This window comes from Brevundimonas sp. (assembly GCF_046295595.1).
Lineage (GTDB): Bacteria > Pseudomonadota > Alphaproteobacteria > Caulobacterales > Caulobacteraceae > Brevundimonas.
This window is the reverse complement of record NZ_JBKBMX010000003.1, coordinates 135,332-153,540: the sequence shown is the minus strand read 5'-3', so window position 1 is coordinate 153,540 and position 18,209 is coordinate 135,332. Positions and strand designations below refer to the sequence as shown.

Genomic DNA, 18,209 nt, shown 5'->3' with positions numbered 1-18,209 from the left:
GCTCTAGCGACTCATCCAGGGCCTGGACTTGCCGGTGGCGATGCTGGCGGCCTGTTCGCGCTGGAAGCGGCCGCCGCGCGGCGGCTTGGGGCGGGCGTCGATGATCGCCTGCTTGAGGCGGAGGGCCCGCTGGATCGGGGTTTCCTGCGGGGCGTCGTCGTCGGGAGCGGTCATTCCGCAGACTAGCACGCCGGACAACGAAAAACGCCCGGCCTTGCGACCGGGCGTTCGAAATTCCGGCAGGGGTGAACCCTTACTTGATCTTGCCTTCCTTGAACTCGACGTGCTTGCGCACGACCGGGTCGTATTTCTTGACGACCATCTTCTCGGTCATGGTGCGGGCGTTCTTCTTGGTGACGTAGAAGAAACCCGTGTCGGCGGTGGAGTTCAGGCGGATCTTGATGGAAGCCGGCTTGGCCATCGGAATTACCTTTGCGACGGCGAAAGCCGCTGAAAACAAGAGGCGCGGAACATACTCAGGCGCGTCGGGAAGTCAACCGGGACGATGCGCTCAGTCGGTGTGGGCGATCACATGGGCGCCGCGCACCATGCGGACGAAGGGCAGGGGGCGGTCGGGGTCGCTCAGCCGGTGCGCCGCCTCGCCCAGAACGAAGCGGGTGATGGCGGGCAGGTCGAGGGCGGGGGCGTCCTTGAGCGGCAGCCAGGCGATCTCGTCCAGCTCGCCGGAGCCGGCGGTTGGCTCGGGGTGCAGCAGGGCCGAGGCGTCGGCCATGAAGAAGCGGGCGTCAAAGCGGCGGCTGCGGCCGGGCGGGGTGACGGCGCGGGCGATGTAGCGCAGGGCCGCCAGATCGGGCAGGGCGCCGGCGGCGCGGAACTCGCGCCACGGACCGGCGACGGAGGCGGGCGGGGCCGGCTCGGCCAGCAGCAGGCCGGTCTCCTCATAGGTTTCGCGCACGGCGGCGAGGGCGAGGGCGCGGGCGCGGCGCGGCGTCATCTCGCGGGCGAGGCGGCCGGCGTCGGCCGGCGGCAGGTCGGTGGCGCAGGCGGCGGCATGGTCGGCGCGCTCGACCCGGCCGCCGGGGAAGACCCATTTGGCGGCCATGAAGACGTGGCCGGGGGCGCGGCGACCCATCAGCACCTCGGGGGCGCCGTTGCGGACCCGCGTGAGGATCAGGGTGGCGGCGTCCTTCGGCCGCTGCCGGCCGCCGGTGTGGGGCGCGTCGGCGAGGTCCTGCGCCGCGTCGAACGGGTGGGTCACCGCCGCTTGCCCTTGCGGACCCCCTTGAGGCCGCCGGAGGGTTTGCCGCCGCGCGGGGGCTTGGGGCCGCCGGGGCGGTTGGCGCCGCGCTTGGGGAAGTCGCCGCCGCCGGGACCGCGGCCGCGGGAGCCGAGGCGAGGGGCGGGGGCGTTGGGGTCGCGCGGGGCGGGATCGGACAGCATCTCGAACACGAGGCCGCCAGTGATCGGGGTGGCCTCGACCAGCTTGACCTCGACCGTGCGGCCGAGGGTCCAGCGCTGGCCGCTGCGCTCGCCGACGAGGGCGTGGGTGCGGTCGTCGTGCTGGAAATATTCGCCGCCGAGGGTGGAGACGGGCACGAGGCCGTCGGCGCCGGTCTCATCCAGCCGGATGAACAGGCCGAAGCGGGTGACGCCGGTGATGCGGCCGGTGAAGGTCGCGCCGACCCGCTCGGCGAGGAAGGAGGCCATGTAGCGGTCCATGGCGGCGCGCTCGGCGGCCATGGAGCGGCGCTCGGTCATGGTGACCTGTTCGGCTATGGCCGGCAGTTCGGCGATCTCGCGGTCGGTCAGGCCGTCCTTGCCGAGACCCAGTCCCCGGATCAGGCCGCGGTGGACGATCAGGTCGGAATAGCGCCGGATCGGCGAGGTGAAGTGGGCGTAGCGGTCGAGGTTGAGGCCGAAATGGCCGACGTTCTCGGGGCTGTAGATGGCCTGCATCTGGGTGCGCAGGACGACCTCGTTGACGACCTCGGCGTATTCGCCGTCGCGGGTCTCGTCTAGCAGCTTGTTGAACCGTTTGGTGGTCGCCGGTTCGCCCTTGTTCCACGGCTTGCCGATGGTGCCGAGGAAGTCGCCGAGGTTGAACAGCTTCTCCTGGCTGGGGGCGTCGTGGACGCGGTACAGCAGGGGCGTCTTCTTCTGCTCCAGCGTCTCGGCGGCGCAGACATTGGCCTGGATCATCATCTCCTCGATCAGGCGGTGCGCCTCCAGCGACTTGCGCGGGACGATCGAGCCGATGCCGCCGCCGGGGTCCATCAGCACCTTGCGCTCGGGGCTCTCGATGGCCAGCGGGCTGCGCTTGGTGCGGCCCTTCAGCATGGCGCGGTAGGCGTTCCACAGCGGATAGAGGATCAGCTCCATGATCGGACCGGTGACGTCGTCGGTCCCGCCGCCGTTCTCGACGCCGTCGATGGCCGCCTGGGCCTGTTCGTAGCTGAGGCTGGCGTGGGAGCGCATCAGGCCGCGCAGGAACTTATGTCCCGTTTTCCGTCCGTCCTTGTCGAACACCATGCGGACGGCGAGGCAGGCGCGGTTCTCGCCGTGCTTGAGGCTGCACAGGCCGTTGGACAGAACCTCGGGCAGCATCGGCTCGACGCGGTCGGGGAAGTAGGTCGAATTGCCCTTCTCGCGCGCCTCGCGGTCGAGGGTCGTGCCGGGGCGGACGTAGGCGGCGACGTCGGCGATGGCGACCCAGACGATCCAGCCGCCCTCGTTCTTCGGATCCTCGTCACGCTGGGCGAAGACGGCGTCGTCGTGGTCGCGGGCGTCGGCGGGGTCGATGGTGATCAGCGGCAGTTCGCGCAGGTCCTCGCGGCCCTTGAGCGTCGGCAGGGCCTGGTCCTCGGCTTCCTTGAGGACGGCATCGGAGAAGCCCATCGGCACATTGTGGGCGGCGATGGCGATCAGGGAGGCGGCGCGGGGATCGTCCTCGCGGCCGATGGTCTCGAGGATCTTGCCACGTTTGGGGCCGTAGCGCTGCTCGCCCTTTTCGATGGCGGCGAGCACGAGGTCGCCGTCGCGCAGGCCTTCGGCCTGGGCGTGCGGGACCAGCAAGACGTCTTTCGAGCGGCGGTCGACGGGCTCGACCCGGACTTCCTTGTTAGACTTGCGGATGACGCCGAGGACACGGTTCGTATCGGTGTCGAGCACCTTGATGACGCGGGCTTCCCAGCCGTTCTCACCGTGCGAGAATTTGGCCAGGACGCGAGCGCCGAGGCCGGGCGCGGCGCCGGTCTTGCCGGAGTTGTCGGGGACGAGGATGGCGCGCGGCGCATCGCCCGAAGCCTCGACGAGGCGGACGTAGAATTCGCCGTCGACGTCGCGCTCGATGACGTCGGCGACGCCGACCGGGGGCAGGGCGCCGGCTTCGGAAAAGCCCTTTCGGCCGCGCTTGCCGAGTTTTCCTTCGGCCTCGAGCTCGCGGATCATTTCGCGCAGGGCGCGGCGGTCGCCGCCCTTGAGGCCGAAATGGCGGGCGATGTCGGTCTTCTCTGCCGATCCGGCCTCGCGCAGGAAGGCGAGAAGGGTGTCCTTGTCGGGGAGGCCGGCGGGCGGGCGTTTGGGGGATTTTGTCATCAAGGTCCTAGATAACGCGCGTCGGCTTCAAAGGACACGGCGCGCGGGAGAAGCGGTGAAGGTTGTCAGGTTCAGGCGGCGGGCTGGTCGCCCGCCCTGTCCTCTTCGCGGCGGGGCGGCGGTCGGTCGGGCGCGCTGCGTTCGGGGGTGTAACGTCGCCAGGGCCAGCGGCCCTCGATCTCGGTTTCCAGCGCGAAACTGAGGAAGGTGCGGATCAGCACGACCCCGCCCAGCATCGCCACGCTTTCGAACGTCAGGGGCGCGGTGACGGTGGCGATGATGTCGGCGCCGACCAGCAGCTCGAGGCCGAGCAGGATGCCGCGACCGAGATTGGCGCGCGCGCCGCCATAGGCTTTAGACCAGTCGCCCGCGCTGACGCCCGTCCGGACGTAGGCGACCGCCGAGATCGCCACCGCCAGCAGGATGACGACGACCCCGAAGATCTCAAGAACCGTGGCCGCGTGCCGGGCCCATTCGATCAGGAATCCGTTTTCGGACAGGCCGGCGCCGCTCATGCGCAATCCTCCTCACAGGAGCATCGCGAGGGCGATCGATTGGTTCCGGACGCCGACCTCGCCTTGACCTTGGACGTCGGGACGACCAGCTTCCGGGCCTGCGATGCCCACGGAGTTTTCTGAATGTCCCTCGCCCCCACGCCGGTGCTGTCCGCTCCGACCGCCTCGCTGCTGGAATTGATCGGCCGGAGCCCGATGGTCGAGGTGACGAAGATCGACGCCGGCCCATGCCGCCTGTTTCTGAAGCTGGAATCGCAGAACCCCGGCGGCTCGATCAAGGACCGCATCGCCCTGTCGATGATCGCGGCGGCGGAGCAGGAGGGGTTTCTGAAGCCGGGCGGGACCATCGTCGAAGCGACGGCCGGCAACACCGGTCTGGCGCTGACGCTGGTGGGTCAGGCCAAGGGGTACAAGGTGCTGCTGGTCATCCCGGACAAGATGTCCAAGGAAAAGATCCAGCACCTCAGGGCCATGGGCGCGGATGTCCGCCTGACCCGCTCGGACGTGCCGCACGGCCATCCCGAGTACTACACCGACATGGCCGAGCGGCTGGCGCAGCAGATCCCGGGCGGCTTCTACGTCAACCAGTTCGCCAACGACGCCAACTCCCTCGCCCATTTCGAGACCACCGGTCCCGAGATCTGGGAGCAGATGGACCACAAGCTCGACGCATTCGTCGCCGGCATCGGCTCGGGTGGGACCATCACCGGCATCGGCCGGTTTCTGAAGAGCGTCGGCTCGGACGCCAAAATCATCCTCGCCGATCCGGTTGGCTCGACCCTGGCCGGCATCGTCAACGACGGTGTCCCGGGGCCAGAGGGCAGCTATACCGTAGAGGGCATCGGGCAGAATTTCGTGCCGGACACGGCTGATATGAGCCTGATCGACGTCGCCTACTCCATCCCCGACGCCGAGGCGATCGCCACAGTGCGCAATCTGCTGCTGAAGGAGGGCGTGCTGGCCGGGTCGTCCTCCGGCACGTTGATCGCCGCCGCCCTGCGCTGGTGCCGCGAACAGACGGAGCCCAAGCGGGTCGTGACCTTCGTCTGCGACACCGGGGCCAAATACCTGTCCAAGGTCTACAACGACGCCTGGCTGGCCGATCAGGGACTGGGCGAGCGGGAGTTGCACGGTGACCTGTCCGATCTGATCAGCCGCAAATATGACGCGGGGGACATCGTAGTCATCGGCCCCGAAGACACCCTCGATACTGCCTTCAAGCGGATGAAGGGCGCGGACGTGTCCCAACTTCCGGTTATCGATGACGGCCGCTTGGTCGGAATCGTGGACGAAAGCGACATCGTGCAGGCGATGCACACCGACGACATCACCCGTGAGGCGCGATTCCGCGCCCTGGTCAGGTCGGTCATGACGCGCGATCTGGATACGGTGCAGGTAGCGGAGCCGCTTGAGGCGCTGATCCCGCTTTTCGACCGCGATCGTGTCGCCATCGTGCTGGACGGCGAGCAATTCGTGGGGCTTATAACGCGCTCCGATCTCATCAATCATCTGAGTCTGAATCGATAAAATGCGCCTCGCCCGGAGTCTCCTGATCGCCGCCGCGCTTACGGCCGCCCCGATGACCGCAATGGCGCAGGACGCCGCGGACTGCATGTCGCCCACGGCGACCCCGACGGGCACCGTCGAGCGGACCACGGTCACCTCTCGCGGACGCGAGCTTCAGGGGCTGCTCTACCGGCCCGCGCGCCCCAACGGCGCCGGCATCGTCATCCTGCATGACCGCGAAGGCATCCAGCGCGACATCGAACGCTATTCGACGCAAATCCGCCGGCTGGTGACCTGTGGGTATACGGTGATCGCGCCCAGCTATTACGACGCGGTCAATCCGCGGGCTGTCAACGACCCGATGATGCGGGACAAGTGGCTGCAGGCCATCGACGAGTCCATCGTCAAGCTGGCCGGCATCGAAGGCGTGGACGCCAACCGGATCGGCGTCTGGGGGCATGGGCGCGGCGGCAGTCTGGCCCTGGCCAACGCCATGAACGGCATCGCGGCCCGGGCCGTCGTGGTCGTGAGCGCCGGCGCGCGCGCCGAGCGTGGCCGTGGAAGCCCGCCGCTGCTGCTGATCGCTGGCGATCGCAACCCGGCCGCCCCGCTTCACGCGGCCGAACAATTGGCGGTCACGTTGCGGGAACGCGATATCGACGTGACCGTCGAATCGGTGCCGGCGACCCTGCCCGAGTTCGAGCCGGCGACCTGGGATGCCGTGTTCGAGAAAACCCGCGCCTATTTTGACCTTCGGCTGGCGCCTACCTCCTGACCATGGCCCCCCCGATCAGGAACGCCCAGGGGTTCTCGACCCGCGCCATCCATGCGGGACAGCGTCCTGACCCGACTACCGGCGCGGTGATGACGCCGATCTACGCCACCTCGACCTACGCCCAGGAGAGCCCGGGCGTGAACAAGGGCTATGAGTATGCCCGGGGCAAGAACCCGACGCGCGAGGCGTTCGAGGCCTGTCTGGCCGACCTGGAGGGCGGCGCGCATGGCTTCGGCTTCGCCAGCGGCATGGCGGCGACCTCGACAGCGCTGGAGCTGCTGGATGCGGGCTCGCACATCGTCACCGGCGACGACCTGTATGGGGGCAGCTGGCGGCTGTTCGAGCGGGTCCGGCGGCGGTCGATGGGGCTGGATTTCGCCTATGTCGATCTGAGCGATCCCCCGGCGGTCGAGGCGGCGATCACGCCGAAGACGAAGATGCTGTGGGTCGAGACGCCGACCAATCCGCTGATGAAGCTGGCGGACATCGCGGCGCTGTCGAAGATCGCCAGGGCGCATGGTCTGCTGCTGGTGGTCGACAACACCTTCGCCACGCCGTGGAGCCAGCAGCCGCTGGCCCTCGGGGCGGATGTGGTGATGCATTCGGCGACCAAATATCTGAACGGCCACTCCGACATCATCGGCGGCGCGCTGGTGACGGCGGACCCGGAGCTGGCGAAGGAGATCAAGTTTCTGCAGAACTCGGTCGGCGGGGTGATGGGCCCGTTCGACGCCTTCCTCGCCAACCGCGGGCTGAAGACGCTGGGGCTTCGGATGAAGGCGCACAATGAGAACGCCCTGGCCGTGGCGCGCTGGCTGGAGGAGCGGGCGGGGATCGCGCAGGTGATCTATCCGGGGCTGATCAGCCATCCGCAGCACGATCTGGCGGCGCGGCAGATGAACGGCCGTTTCGGCGGCATGGTCACGGCCATCATCGACGGCGATCTGGCGCGGACCAAACAGGTGCTGGAGCGGGTTCAGGTCTTCACCCTGGCGGAGTCGCTGGGCGGGGTGGAGAGCCTGGTCAACCACCCGGCGATCATGACCCACGCCTCGGTGCCGAAAGAGCTGCGCGAGGCGGGCGGGGTGACGGACAGCCTGATCCGGCTGTCGGTGGGGGTGGAAGAGGTCGAGGATCTGATCGCGGATCTGGATCAGGCCCTGGGGTGATCAGGGCCGAAGCCGCCAACCGTCTTCACGGCTAACCCAACGCGCGGTCGAGGTGAGGTCCGGACGCGGCTGGCCCGCCACGGTCGAGAGCACCACCATCGACCCGTCGGGCTTCGGATGGTAGGTCGAGCAGAACTCGCCATCGCCGAGCGCCTCGTTCAGCGCGGTCACCAGTTCCTCGCTAACCGTGCCCAGTTCTTCGCCTGACAAGGCCTGGCCGTCGATCTCGATGGAAAGAACCTGATCGGGAGCCAGCGGGTCTGACGAGCATTCGGCGCCATTCCGAACATAGACCTCGCTCTCGGCGATAACCGATATCCGCACACCATCGTTGATGACGAGCTCGGCCTTGCTCACGATCCGACCGTCCGGTTCGAACCGATAGGAGCCGATGGATTCGCACGTCTTCAGTTCAACGTCGGGCTCGTGGCACTGCACCTCTCCCTTGCGACCCGGTGCGAGCGGGTCAGGGTCGGTCAACACGAGCGTGGCCAGAGCGGCCAATGTCGTCGTCAGGATCATGTTTGCCGCCTCCGAGTCCGCGAGGCGTCGCGGCAATCGCGATCATCGCAGGGAGGAGCGGACGACGGAAGGGGTCAGGCCGCCTTGGAGGGCAGGGCGGTCTGGTGGCCGGAGGCGGGCACGACCTTCTTCTTGGCCGGCGCGCGGGGCTTCTTGACCGTGGTCGAGGGCGCGGCGGCGCGGCGTTCGAATTCGGCGTCGATCAGCGGCAGGATTTCGGCGGCGCTGTTCATCTGGACCGCGGAGCCGGAGTCCGACAGGCGGGCGGCGTTGGCGCGCAGGGCCTTGAGGTCGGCGTCGCTCATGGTCGGGAGCTTTTCGGCCAGCGGGGTCATCGCGTTCTCCTGGAGATGAAAAACAGTCGGGCCGGCGCCCGTTCGGCGGCCGGCCCTTCCGTCAGCTGGACTCAGGTCCAGCAGGGTCGCGTGTCGGAAACTATTCGGCGGCCTTCAGGCGACCGGCCGATTCCTTGCCCGAACGCGAGTCGCGCTCGATCTCGTAGGAGACCTTCTGGTTCTCGTTGAGCGAACCCAGGTCCGAAACTTCGACGGCCGAAGCGTGGACGAAAACGTCCTTGCCGCCATCATCGGGGGCGATGAAACCATAGCCCTTGGTGGAGTTGTACCATTTCACAGTGCCGGTAGCCATTTTCAGGACCTCCGCTAGCAGTTGACCGCCGGAAGAGGTTCCGGATCGGCCTGTCGGGTCTGAATGGATCGGCTTTGGACCTCGGTGCGCGATGCAAAGGGCAGCAGCGTTTCGCAAGAGATCGACGAGACCTTAACTGGGCCCTTTCCCGGGCAATAGCAAGGGGCAAGCGGCAGGAAAGCGCCGGGCCGCCTCGCGAGGAAGCGGCCCGGCCTGTCGTCCCTAGTTGGGCATCGAGACGGTGTCGGTCACATGGACCACGCCATTCGACTGCAGCACATCGGCCTGGGTGACGGTGGCGACGCCGCCGGTCTCGTCGGTCAGGATGACGGAATCGCCGCGCAGGGAGGCGGTCAGGGTTCCGCCCTCGACGGTGGTCAGGGCGGCGCTGCCGCCGCCGGCGTTGATCTGCTCGATCAGCTGGGCGGCGGTGACCCGGCCGGCGACCACATGATAGGTCAGGATTTTCGTCAAGGCGTCCTTGCTGGCGGGCTCGACCAGGCCTTCGACCGTGCCGGCCGGCAGTTTGGCGAAGGCGGCGTTGGTCGGGGCGAAGACGGTGAACGGGCCCGGGCCGGACAGGGTCTCGACGAGGCGGGCGGCGGTCACGGCGGCGACCAGGGTGGTGTGGTCGGCCGAGTCCGCGGCGTTCTGGACGATGGTGCGATCGGGCAGCATCTCGGCGCCGCCGACCATGACGGCTTCCTGGGCCGGGGCGGGGGCCGCCTCGGTGGTTTCGGCGGCCGGGGTTTCGGCGGCGGAGCAGGCGGCGGCGAGGATGGCGCAGGCGGCGACGCCGGCGGCGAGAAGGGTGCGTTGGGGGGTGAGGGTCATGGGTGTCTCTCCTGAGCGGCCGTCAATACGGCTCAGGGACAAAGACGAGGGCGGGTGGCCGATGGATCATGGTTGCGGCCACTGGCCACACCCGACATCCACGGCGGCGCCTGCTTCGTAAGGGCGGCCTGCCGGCCAGCAAAACGGCGGCGGAGCCTGGGCCCCGCCGCCGTTCGAAATCATGCGCCGGAGACCGGCGCCTGAAGTCAGCCCTCGGTCTTCAGCTGGCCAGCGGATTCCTTGCCCGAACGCTTGTCGCGCTCGATTTCGTAGGAAACCTTCTGGTTTTCATCGAGGCCGCGCAGGCCCGCCTGTTCGACGGCCGAGATGTGGACGAAAACGTCCTTGCCGCCGTCGTCAGGCTGAATGAAGCCGTAGCCCTTGGTGCCGTTGAACCATTTCACAGTGCCGGTAGCCATGATTAGACCTCCGTTTGGCGTTGGCCTCAGGGAACAGCCCCTGGAGGCCTGTCGGGTCTAAAAGGAGCGGCTAGACCTCAGTGCGAAAGCAGAGGGTGGCGTTTCGCAGAAAGAGATCGACGACGAAGTTGTGGACGGTTCCGGCGGCGAAATCAAGGCCCCGGGCGCGGCTCAGGTGGCGGCGTCTTCGGTCGGCTGTTCAGCGACCGGCTCGTCAGGGGCGATGTAGTTTTCCTGGCAAAGCTTGCGCAGGGCGGCGCTCAGGGTCGGGCCGTACAGGGAATCCTGGACGCGTTCGAACCCTTCGGACGAAAGGGCCTGCTTGATGTCGCTGACGGTGCGGCATCGACCTTCGCGGGCGAGTTCGTAGGCGCGTTCGAGGGTGGTGGGTCTATGAGTCATACAGTGAAGATAGGTACGGCAAGGCGCGATTGCGAGCGTCAGAAGGCAAGACTGAGGCCGGCGACCAGCGTATCGGCATATTGTTCGCCGGGAATGTCCGCGTTAGTGCCGTGCCAGCGCAGGTCAGCCTCGAGATTGCGGGTCAGGGCCCAGGCGACGCCGATGTTGTAGCCGGTGTAGTTGAGGCTGTTGTCCTGCTCGCGCCGGCCGATGGCGGCGGAGGCGTAGAGCTTGTCGGTGAAGTCCCAGCTGGCCTGGGCCTCGACCCAGGTCCAGGCCTCGGTGGCTCCGGTGCTGTCGGGCGAGTACTGGACGCGCAGACGGCCGCTGGCCGGGCCGATCGACCGCTTCATGTCGGCGGTGAATTCCCAAGCGTCGTCGTCGGCCGCGGGATCGGCGTCGACCTGCCACTTGTGCTTGACGTTCAGGTCGAAGTCGAAGCCGGCGACGTACGGGCGGACGCCGGCGGAGAGCGCGACCTCGAGCTCCGACCCCGACGACTTGATCGTTTCGAACGATGGCCCGGCGTAGACGAGGCCCGAGGCGCTCTCCCATTCTGCCGCGCCCCAGACGAAGGGGTCGCCATCCGATTTGGAGGCGCCCTTGGAGCGGTTGTCGGTCGCGGCGCCGACGACGAAGGACCAGGAGCCGGCGGGCGGCGCGGGATCCTGGGCGGTGGCGGGCGAGGCGAGGGCCAGCAGGGCGGTGGCGGCGGCGGTCGTCGTCAGGGTGCGGATCATCAATCGTCGCTTCTTGTCAGGCCCGGAGGGCCCGGAAGCGGGCCGCTCTAGTACCGCTTCTTGTCGAAAACGGCGCAGGCCTCTGCATATTCGTCGCGAAGGCGGCCGACAAGTTGCTCCGTAGGCAGAATATCATGCACGCCGCCCGCGCCCTGGCCAGCGGACCAGACCGTCTTCCACGCCCGCGCCTCGTCGCCCATGTCGAGCTTGTGCTCGGGCAGGCTCTTCGGATCGATGCCGTTGGCGACCAGCGAGGGCGTCAGGAAATTGGCCGGAATGCCCGACACGGCGGGGGTGTAGGTGATGTCGCTGGCCCCGGCGTCGACGATCATCTGCTTGTACTCGCCCTGGGCCATCGACTCCGTCGTCGAGATGAAACGGGTGCCCATATAGGCGAAGTCGGCGCCCAGCATGGTCGCGGCGGCGACGTCGCGGCCGGTCGACAGGCAGCCGGACAGGATGATGGTCCCGTCGAAGAAGGCGCGCACCTCCTCGACCAGGGCGAAGGGATTGACCACCCCGGCGTGGCCGCCGGCGCCATTGGCGACGAGGATCAGGCCGTCGACGCCGGCCTCGGCCGCCTTGCGGGCGTGGCGGACGTTGGCGATGTCGTGGAAGACAACGCCGCCATAGCCGTGCACCGCCTCGACCACGTCGCGCACGGCGCCGAGTGAGGTGATGATGAGAGGCACCTTCTCGTCGACCGAGACCATCATGTCGGCCATCAGCCGGGGGTTGGTCGGGTGGACGATGTGGTTGACGCCGAAGGCGGCGGCGTCAGGCTTGAGCCGCGACTTGATCTCCTGCAGCCACTCCCGATAGCCCTCGGTCGTGCGCTGGTTCAGCGACGGGAAGGTGCCGATGACGCCGGCGTTGCAGCATTCGACGACGAGGTCGGGGCCGGAGACGAGGAACATCGGCGCGGCGATGACCGGCAGCGTGAGTCCGTTTTGCAGCGAAGCCGGAATGGCCATGACGTTTCCCCGGGTTGTCTTTCGCTACGGATAGCGGGGTGTCGCGGGGGAAGGCAACCGGAAGGGAGTGGTTAGTGGCTAGTGGCTAGTGGCTGGCCACCGCCGGTGCGACCGCAGGGTCCGCGCCGCCCTTCCGCCGACGGTTGGACAGCAATCACTAGCCACTAGCCACTAGCCACTGGATGACGCCGACGGGCGAACCGGCTACATCGCGCGCATGACCACTGACACCTCAGGCCTGCATCAGCTCGGCCAGCACACCCCGCAACCCGCGTCGCCGGACACCGCCGAGCTGGAGCGGGTGCCCAATCCGCATGCGGATACGCTGTATCTGACCCGCTTCACCGCGCCGGAGTTCACCAGCCTGTGCCCGGTGACGGGCCAGCCGGACTTCGCCCATATCGTCATCGACTATGCGCCGGGCGACTGGCTGGTCGAGAGCAAGTCGCTGAAGCTGTACCTGACCAGCTTCCGCAACCACGGCGCCTTCCACGAGGACTGCACCGTGGCCATCGGCCGGAAGATCGCCGACCTGCTGCAGCCGAAATGGCTCAGGATCGGCGGCTACTGGTATCCGCGCGGCGGCATTCCGATCGACGTCTTCTGGCAGACGGGCGCCCCGCCCGAGGGGCTGTGGCTGCCCGACCAGGGCGTGCCGACCTATCGCGGACGGGGTTAGGGCAGGGGCCCTAGCCGCCGTAGCCGCGGCCGCCGCCGCCGAAGCCGCCGCGCGACACCACGGCCGTGCGGCTCTGGGCCCGGACCGGGGCCTTGCGCGCCACGTCGACGTCGTTGCGGTTGGCGACGGTGCGGCCCGTCCGGTAGTCGCGCGAGAGATAGCCGCCGCCGTAGCCGTTGGAGAACTGGCCGTTGCGGTCGCGATACAGCGGCCCGCCGCCGCGATAGCCGCCGTTCAGCAGCTGGCCGATGATGAAGCCGGTCGCCAGCGGGCCGAAGAAGGACCCGCCGCCGCTGGTGTTGTTCAGCGGCCGGCACTGTTCCGGGCCCCATTCGCCTTCGCATTCGGCCTGGGTCGCATAGCGCGGCGCGCTCTCGGCCGCCTGGCGCTGGGCCTCGGCATAGGCCGTGTCGCATTCGGCGTCGGTGACGTCGTTCGCCGCCTTGCACTCGGCGGTCGACGTATAGGCCAGGGCCGGATCGGGTTCGGCGGCGGGGACGCTGCGTTGCGGCGAGCCGCAGGCGGCCATGGAGAAGCTGACGGTGGCCATCAGGCTGGTGACCTGGAGCGTCCGCGACCGCTTCAGCCGGCGCATGGTGGTCGATTCGGGGAGGGTTTCGGGGAGGACGGGTTCGCTCATCGGATCAGGCCGTCATGCAGGCGGCGTTGAGCAGGCCAACGCCGATGGAGATGGAGGCCAGATAGACGCCCGCGGCCAGCTCGCCGGCCTCGATGCGCGAGGCCAGCGCCTTGTACAGCACCCGGCTGACGACGATGAAGGCGAGGATCTGGATGACCCCGGCCAGCAGGGCCCAGGCGGCGAACTCGGCGAGGCTGACGGTCTGCGACAGGGCCGAGGCGAGCGGCAGGACATAGCCGATCAGGGCCCCGCCGAGGGCGACGGCGGCGGCGGTGTTGCCCTGCCGGATCAGCTCGCGCTCGTGATACGGCGTGATCAGCTGGTAGACGAATTTGAACGCCGAGAAGAAGACGATCGCCGCCGCGAAGGCGATCAGGAAGGCCATCGCCCCCGTCTGAAATGCGAACCAGTCGAGCATCGTTCTGTCCCCTCGGGCGCCGTCAGGCGCGGAATTCGGCCATGTCCAGCGGGATGCCGATCATGATCTCGTGTGTCGCCTCGCCGCCCTCGGGCTCCTGCTCGATGGCGATCATCAGCTCTCGGCCCCCGGCCAGCTCCCGCGCGTACAGCATGCAGGTCTGGTAGATTTTGGCATAGGGCTCGGTCGCGGCGCGGTCGTCATAGATCGTCTCCCACAGCTTGACCGGCGGCTGGCGGGCGTCGGTCTCGGAGAACCAGAATCGGGGATATTCCGGCAGACCCTCGGGCGCGCCCTTGAACACCGGTTCGGACAGCCGGTCCGCCCACGCCCGGCGCGCGCCGTCGTTGGGCGGGTAGGCCGAGGACCACGGCGTGAACAGGGTGAAGTCATAGGCCGCGGCGCCCTCGGCGTCGTCGCTCATGGCCTGCAGCATGACGTGGTCGTCGGTGTAGAAGCGATGCACGAACGGGCCGTCGTCCAGCTGGACCACGCCCTGGGCGGTGATCTCAAGCGCGTCGCGGTCGAGGCTGAAATGCGTCTCATCGCCCAGCCGGCGCCAGGCCAGCGGATCGAGGGCCACGGTGCGACCGACAGTGATGTTGCGCACGACGGCTAGGCCCGGCGCGGGGGCCGCCTTGTCCGGAGATCCAAAAAGCTTCTTGAACATCGGGCCTAAAGTCCGGCCAGACCGGGTAGGTCGAGGCGCGTGGCCGATACATAGAACAAGCGGTCGCCGGCTTCCACGGTCGTTTCGAGCGGAGGATTGAAACGCGGCGATTTCACGCTCTGTGGCTGGTGGGCCAGCAGGGTGGCGCGCTGATCCAGCAGCCGCTTCGCCAGGGCGCCGAACGGCTGTCCGGCTCCCTGCCACGTCAGGCTGAACAGGGTGGCGGCGTCGTCCAGATGACTGGTGAGGGCGCTGATCACGTGGCTGGCGCCGGGGTCGCGGGCGGCGCGGGCCAGCATCTCCGGTCCGGAGGAGAGGATGATCTCCACTTGTGGACAGTGCTGGGCCAGCAGGCGGGCGCTGTCGGCGTCGTCGAGATAGCAGACGATGTGGGCGGACTCCGGCGTTGCGGCTGAGGCGGCCAGGGTCGCGGTCAGGGTGTCGGCGTCGGTGCTGGCGTAGACCAGCACCCGGCTGGCGCTGGCCGCGCCGGCGCGGGCGAGGGCGTCCATCGAGGTCAGGCTTTCGCCCTGGACATAGCGAATGCGCGGATCGAGGTCGGCCACGGCCTGTCGCGTCAGCAGGACCAGGGTCTGGTCGGCGTTCAGTTCGGCGCACAGCTCGTTGATCATCTTGGGCGTGCGCGTCAGGTGATAGCCGATCAGCAGGATCGTATCGGTCATCCTCGAATAGTCTCCCTTGCCGGATCGTCTGACCCGCCAGATTTCGCCGATGGCCGCGAGAATCTTGGCCACGATGGTGGTGAAGGCGGCGATCGCGCCCGGAAAGATCCAGAGGGCGGTGACGAGCCGCCCGGCCTCGCTTTGCGGCGAGAGGTCGCCGTAGCCGACGGTGTAGGCGGTTGTCGCATACCAGTAGAAGAATGTCGTCGGCGCGCGCAGTTCAGTCTCGCCCGCCATGGCCACAAACAGCCAGGACGAAAGGGCGTGGAAGACAATGAGGCCGCCCAGCATCCGCCACTGCATATCGGCCATGGCGTGGAACGCCCGGTCGAAGATCACGGCCAGTTTCATTCGCGGCAGCAGCATGCCATCCCCTTGGCTGGACGCCAGACATCGCAGACGGCTAGGCAAAGTCAAGCGTACCTGTTACGCGTTACATGAAACATGCGTAATCCGACTTCCCCCTCCTTGTCGCCGGCGAATGAGCGCATACGTGCGTGGCGCAAGGCCCGTCGCGAGGCGGGCATGGTCAAGCTGGAGTTCTGGGTTCCGGACGCCGCCCGTGACGATGTGAGGGCGGCGGTCCACGCCATCGTCACCGAGTCCACGCGCGGTCCCGATATCGTCCGGCGCCCGCGTCGAAGCCTTTCAACCGATCCTTCTGGAGCAAGCCCCCCCATGGACGCCGTGATCGAAACCGCCTGGACCGTACCAGCCATCAAGGCCGCGCTGGACGCGTCCGAACTGGTCCGCGAGGGCGAACTGACCACCCGGGTGCTGGAAGGCGCCGAGCCCGTGCTGCTGGCGACCATGCATGAGTATGGCGACCTGCCGATCTACCTCAGCGTCGGCGGGGCGCAGATCGTCTGTTCGGTGCTGCTGTGGCCGGTGGCCGAACAGGCCGACCGTCACGCCTTCAACGAATTCCTGCTCAAGGCCCAGCGCATCGTGCCGCTGTCGAATTTCGCCATCACCGCGGTGAACAACGAAGAGGTCTACGAGCTGATGGGTGAACTGTCGTGCAAGACGACGCTTCAGACCATATTGATCGAACTGCGCACCCTCGCCGAGAACGCCATCGACGCGACCGACCTGCGCGAAACCTTCGGCGCCGACGCCGCCTGATCCGGGAGAGAAACTCATGTCCATGCTCGCCAAACTCTCCGCCCTGTTCCGCGGCACCGCCCACGAGGCCGGCCAGTCGGTGGTCGACGCCAATGCGCTGAAGATCCTCGATCAGGAAATCCGCGACGCCGATACCGCCCAGGGCAAGGCCCGGGACGACCTCGCCGGCCTCGTGGCGCGCCGCCGCATGGCCGAGAACGAACTGAAGAGCTTCGGCGACCAGATCGCCAAATACGAAAGCTCGGTTCGCGCCGCCCTGTCGCAAGGCAAGGAAGACCTGGCTCGCGAGGTCGCCGGCCGGATCGCCGAGCTGGAGACCGAGATCGGCACGCGCGGGCCACTCATCGAGGGCATGAAGGAGGCGGAAGCCCGCCTGCGCACCGCCATCTCGACCACCGACCAGAAGATCGAGACGCTCCGGCGCGAGATCGACATCGTGAAGGTCAATGACTCGGTGCAGAAGGCCCAGACCTCGGTCGCGCTGCAGTCCGCCGGGGCCCATTCGCGGATCGGTTCGGCGGCCGACAGCCTGCAACGGATCAAGCAGCGCCAGGCCATCCAGGAAGAGCGGCTGCGCGTCGGCCAGGAGTTCGAGGACAAGCGCACCGGAGCCGACCTCGACGCCAAGCTGCGCGACGCCGGCATCCTGCCCGGCCACGCCTCGGCCGACGACGTCCTGGCCCGGCTGACGGCGCAGGAGATCAAGGTGGTGACGCCGCAGATCGGAACGTCGGTTCCGGCCTCCAAAGACCCGGCCTGAGGCGATATGGAACGTCTGTCGCTGGTTCCGCGGCCTGACTGGCAGGCCCGCGCCGAGGCCGTCGGCTTCACCTGGCACCATGATTCCGGCGAACGGTACTGGGACGAAAGCGCCGCCTACGCCCTGTCCCTGACTGAGGTCGAGGAGGGGCTGGAGGCGCCGACGGCCGAGCTGCACCAGATGTGCCTCGACCTCGTCGACGAGGCGTCAGGGTCCGAGCGGCTGATGACTCTGCTCGAGATCCCCGAGGCGTCGCGCGACTATGTCGCCGACAGCTGGAAGCGGGGCGAGCCGTCGCTCTACGGCCGGTTCGACTTCGCCTATGACGGCACGGGGCCGGCCAAGCTGTACGAATACAACGCCGACACCCCGACCAGCGTGTTCGAAACGGCGGTGTTCCAGTGGCTGTGGCTGGAGGACGGCATCGCCAGCGGCGTACTGCCGGCCGACGCCGACCAGTTCAACAGCCTGTACGAGAAGCTGATCGCCCGCTTCCGCGCCATCTTCCCCGACGGCGGCTTCGTGCATCTCTCGTCGGACCCGGAGTTCGTCGAGGACCGGCAGACGGTGCGCTTCCTTGAGGACCTGGCCCGGCAGGCGGGGCTGGACCCCAAATTCGTCGCCATCGACCAGATCGGGCTGAACGCCGACGGCCGCTTCGTGGACGACGAGAACTGGCTGATCGGGGCGATGTTCAAGCTGTATCCGTGGGAGCAGATGCTGCGCGACGATTACGCCGAACCCCTGCCGAAGGCGGAGGTGACGGTGCTGGAGCCGGCGTGGAAGGCCCTGCTGTCGAACAAGGGGCTGTTGCCGTTGCTGTGGGAGCGGCACGCCGGGCATCCGAACCTGCTGGCCTCCTTCTTCGAGAGCGGTCCGGCGCATGCGACGCTGGGCGACGCCTATGTGCGCAAGCCGCTGTTTTCGCGCGAGGGGGCCAATATCTCGATCGTCGAGGGCGCGGCGCGGGAGGAGGGGCTGGACGCCGGCTATGGCGAGGGCTCGCACATCCGTCAGGCCCTGCACGCCCCGCCGCTGTTCGACGGCCAGCATGTCATCATCGGCTCGTGGCTGGTCGGCGACGAGCCGGCCGGGATCGCCCTGCGCGAGGACCCCGGCCGCATCACCCGCAACACGTCTCGTTTCGTGCCGCACTTCATCCGGGACTGACGACC

The 18,209-nt window shown here is 67.9% G+C and carries 24 protein-coding genes; 7 read left to right on the top strand and 17 right to left on the bottom strand.

Going from position 1 to position 18,209, the window contains the following annotated elements:
* Nucleotides 1–3 precede the first annotated feature (3 nt).
* The 5 genes from ACK4JY_RS03205 to ACK4JY_RS03185 all read right to left on the bottom strand — a co-directional run bounded on the left by ACK4JY_RS03205 (nucleotide 4) and on the right by ACK4JY_RS03185 (nucleotide 4,070).
* Nucleotides 4–174, bottom strand: a complete 171-nt coding sequence (locus tag ACK4JY_RS03205; RefSeq protein ID WP_409602763.1) for a hypothetical protein — start codon at nucleotides 172–174, stop codon at nucleotides 4–6.
* 79 nt (nucleotides 175–253) lie between these two features.
* Complete coding sequence (gene rpmG, locus ACK4JY_RS03200) at nucleotides 254–421, bottom strand: 50S ribosomal protein L33 (RefSeq protein ID WP_003164451.1); 168 nt, start codon at nucleotides 419–421, stop codon at nucleotides 254–256.
* A gap of 90 nt (nucleotides 422–511) precedes the next feature.
* Nucleotides 512–1,219: an NUDIX hydrolase gene (locus tag ACK4JY_RS03195; RefSeq protein WP_409602762.1), complete on the bottom strand. Its 708-nt coding sequence runs from the start codon at nucleotides 1,217–1,219 to the stop codon at nucleotides 512–514.
* The gene (rnr, locus tag ACK4JY_RS03190) at nucleotides 1,216–3,555 is read right to left on the bottom strand and encodes a ribonuclease R (protein ID WP_409602761.1); all 2,340 of its coding nucleotides are present in this window, start codon (nucleotides 3,553–3,555) and stop codon (nucleotides 1,216–1,218) included. The genes ACK4JY_RS03195 and rnr overlap by 4 nt, the downstream gene beginning before the upstream one ends.
* Nucleotides 3,556–3,626: 71 nt before the next feature.
* Nucleotides 3,627–4,070 (bottom strand): DUF1622 domain-containing protein, encoded by a 444-nt coding sequence (locus ACK4JY_RS03185; protein ID WP_409602760.1) that lies wholly within the window; start codon nucleotides 4,068–4,070, stop codon nucleotides 3,627–3,629.
* 123 nt (nucleotides 4,071–4,193) lie between these two features.
* Here ACK4JY_RS03185 and ACK4JY_RS03180 point away from each other — a divergent pair, with 123 nt between their 5' ends.
* Genes ACK4JY_RS03180 through ACK4JY_RS03170 form a run of 3 tightly spaced genes read left to right on the top strand, consistent with a single transcriptional unit; the run spans nucleotide 4,194 to nucleotide 7,520 of the window.
* Nucleotides 4,194–5,597 (top strand): pyridoxal-phosphate dependent enzyme, encoded by a 1,404-nt coding sequence (locus tag ACK4JY_RS03180; protein ID WP_409602759.1) that lies wholly within the window; start codon nucleotides 4,194–4,196, stop codon nucleotides 5,595–5,597.
* A 1-nt stretch (nucleotide 5,598) separates the two neighbouring features.
* Complete coding sequence (locus tag ACK4JY_RS03175; protein WP_409602758.1) at nucleotides 5,599–6,351, top strand: dienelactone hydrolase family protein; 753 nt, start codon at nucleotides 5,599–5,601, stop codon at nucleotides 6,349–6,351.
* Nucleotides 6,352–6,353: 2 nt separating this feature from the next.
* Nucleotides 6,354–7,520: a cystathionine gamma-synthase gene (locus tag ACK4JY_RS03170; RefSeq protein ID WP_409602757.1), complete on the top strand. Its 1,167-nt coding sequence runs from the start codon at nucleotides 6,354–6,356 to the stop codon at nucleotides 7,518–7,520.
* On the opposite strand, the gene ACK4JY_RS03165 is transcribed toward ACK4JY_RS03170, so the two are convergent.
* The 8 genes from ACK4JY_RS03165 to ACK4JY_RS03130 all read right to left on the bottom strand — a co-directional run bounded on the left by ACK4JY_RS03165 (nucleotide 7,521) and on the right by ACK4JY_RS03130 (nucleotide 12,059).
* On the bottom strand, nucleotides 7,521–8,042 hold the full coding sequence (locus ACK4JY_RS03165) for a hypothetical protein (RefSeq protein WP_409602756.1): 522 nt from the start codon (nucleotides 8,040–8,042) through the stop codon (nucleotides 7,521–7,523).
* A gap of 74 nt (nucleotides 8,043–8,116) precedes the next feature.
* On the bottom strand, nucleotides 8,117–8,377 hold the full coding sequence (locus ACK4JY_RS03160) for a hypothetical protein (RefSeq protein ID WP_409602755.1): 261 nt from the start codon (nucleotides 8,375–8,377) through the stop codon (nucleotides 8,117–8,119).
* Between the two features lie 100 nt (nucleotides 8,378–8,477).
* Nucleotides 8,478–8,690, bottom strand: coding sequence for a cold-shock protein (locus ACK4JY_RS03155; RefSeq protein WP_168049007.1), 213 nt, complete (start codon nucleotides 8,688–8,690; stop codon nucleotides 8,478–8,480).
* Nucleotides 8,691–8,912: 222 nt separating this feature from the next.
* Entirely contained in the window at nucleotides 8,913–9,524 is a 612-nt protein-coding gene (locus ACK4JY_RS03150) for a fasciclin domain-containing protein (RefSeq protein WP_409602754.1), read from the bottom strand.
* A 206-nt stretch (nucleotides 9,525–9,730) separates the two neighbouring features.
* A complete protein-coding gene (locus ACK4JY_RS03145) occupies nucleotides 9,731–9,943 on the bottom strand; it encodes a cold-shock protein (RefSeq protein WP_168049003.1) in 213 nt (70 codons plus the stop codon).
* A gap of 171 nt (nucleotides 9,944–10,114) precedes the next feature.
* Nucleotides 10,115–10,345 carry a hypothetical protein gene (locus ACK4JY_RS03140; RefSeq protein ID WP_409602753.1) on the bottom strand — a complete coding sequence of 77 codons (231 nt, stop codon included), beginning with the start codon at nucleotides 10,343–10,345 and terminating at the stop codon, nucleotides 10,115–10,117.
* A gap of 38 nt (nucleotides 10,346–10,383) precedes the next feature.
* On the bottom strand, nucleotides 10,384–11,085 hold the full coding sequence (locus ACK4JY_RS03135; RefSeq protein WP_409602752.1) for a TorF family putative porin: 702 nt from the start codon (nucleotides 11,083–11,085) through the stop codon (nucleotides 10,384–10,386).
* Nucleotides 11,086–11,132: 47 nt separating this feature from the next.
* Nucleotides 11,133–12,059: an NAD(P)H-dependent flavin oxidoreductase gene (locus tag ACK4JY_RS03130; protein WP_409602751.1), complete on the bottom strand. Its 927-nt coding sequence runs from the start codon at nucleotides 12,057–12,059 to the stop codon at nucleotides 11,133–11,135.
* Between the two features lie 217 nt (nucleotides 12,060–12,276).
* Between ACK4JY_RS03130 and queF the strand changes: the two genes are divergently transcribed.
* The gene (gene queF, locus ACK4JY_RS03125) at nucleotides 12,277–12,738 is read left to right on the top strand and encodes a preQ(1) synthase (RefSeq protein WP_409602750.1); all 462 of its coding nucleotides are present in this window, start codon (nucleotides 12,277–12,279) and stop codon (nucleotides 12,736–12,738) included.
* Nucleotides 12,739–12,748: 10 nt separating this feature from the next.
* Here the strand turns inward: queF and ACK4JY_RS03120 are convergent, their stop codons facing one another.
* The 4 genes from ACK4JY_RS03120 to ACK4JY_RS03105 are packed head-to-tail and all read right to left on the bottom strand — an operon-like array spanning nucleotide 12,749 to nucleotide 15,515.
* Nucleotides 12,749–13,378, bottom strand: coding sequence for a DUF1190 domain-containing protein (locus ACK4JY_RS03120; protein ID WP_409602749.1), 630 nt, complete (start codon nucleotides 13,376–13,378; stop codon nucleotides 12,749–12,751).
* Between the two features lie 4 nt (nucleotides 13,379–13,382).
* Nucleotides 13,383–13,796 (bottom strand): DUF350 domain-containing protein, encoded by a 414-nt coding sequence (locus tag ACK4JY_RS03115; RefSeq protein WP_409602748.1) that lies wholly within the window; start codon nucleotides 13,794–13,796, stop codon nucleotides 13,383–13,385.
* A gap of 22 nt (nucleotides 13,797–13,818) precedes the next feature.
* Entirely contained in the window at nucleotides 13,819–14,466 is a 648-nt protein-coding gene (locus tag ACK4JY_RS03110) for a YjfK family protein (protein ID WP_409602747.1), read from the bottom strand.
* Between the two features lie 5 nt (nucleotides 14,467–14,471).
* Nucleotides 14,472–15,515: a potassium channel family protein gene (locus ACK4JY_RS03105; RefSeq protein WP_409602746.1), complete on the bottom strand. Its 1,044-nt coding sequence runs from the start codon at nucleotides 15,513–15,515 to the stop codon at nucleotides 14,472–14,474.
* A 312-nt stretch (nucleotides 15,516–15,827) separates the two neighbouring features.
* Here ACK4JY_RS03105 and ACK4JY_RS03100 point away from each other — a divergent pair, with 312 nt between their 5' ends.
* From ACK4JY_RS03100 to ACK4JY_RS03090, 3 genes are read left to right on the top strand one after another with little or no spacing between them, the layout of a single operon-like run.
* The gene (locus ACK4JY_RS03100) at nucleotides 15,828–16,274 is read left to right on the top strand and encodes a YjfI family protein (RefSeq protein WP_409602745.1); all 447 of its coding nucleotides are present in this window, start codon (nucleotides 15,828–15,830) and stop codon (nucleotides 16,272–16,274) included.
* Between the two features lie 16 nt (nucleotides 16,275–16,290).
* Nucleotides 16,291–17,034, top strand: coding sequence for a PspA/IM30 family protein (locus tag ACK4JY_RS03095; protein WP_409602744.1), 744 nt, complete (start codon nucleotides 16,291–16,293; stop codon nucleotides 17,032–17,034).
* A 6-nt stretch (nucleotides 17,035–17,040) separates the two neighbouring features.
* Nucleotides 17,041–18,204 (top strand): glutathionylspermidine synthase family protein, encoded by a 1,164-nt coding sequence (locus ACK4JY_RS03090; RefSeq protein ID WP_409602743.1) that lies wholly within the window; start codon nucleotides 17,041–17,043, stop codon nucleotides 18,202–18,204.
* Nucleotides 18,205–18,209 lie beyond the last annotated feature (5 nt).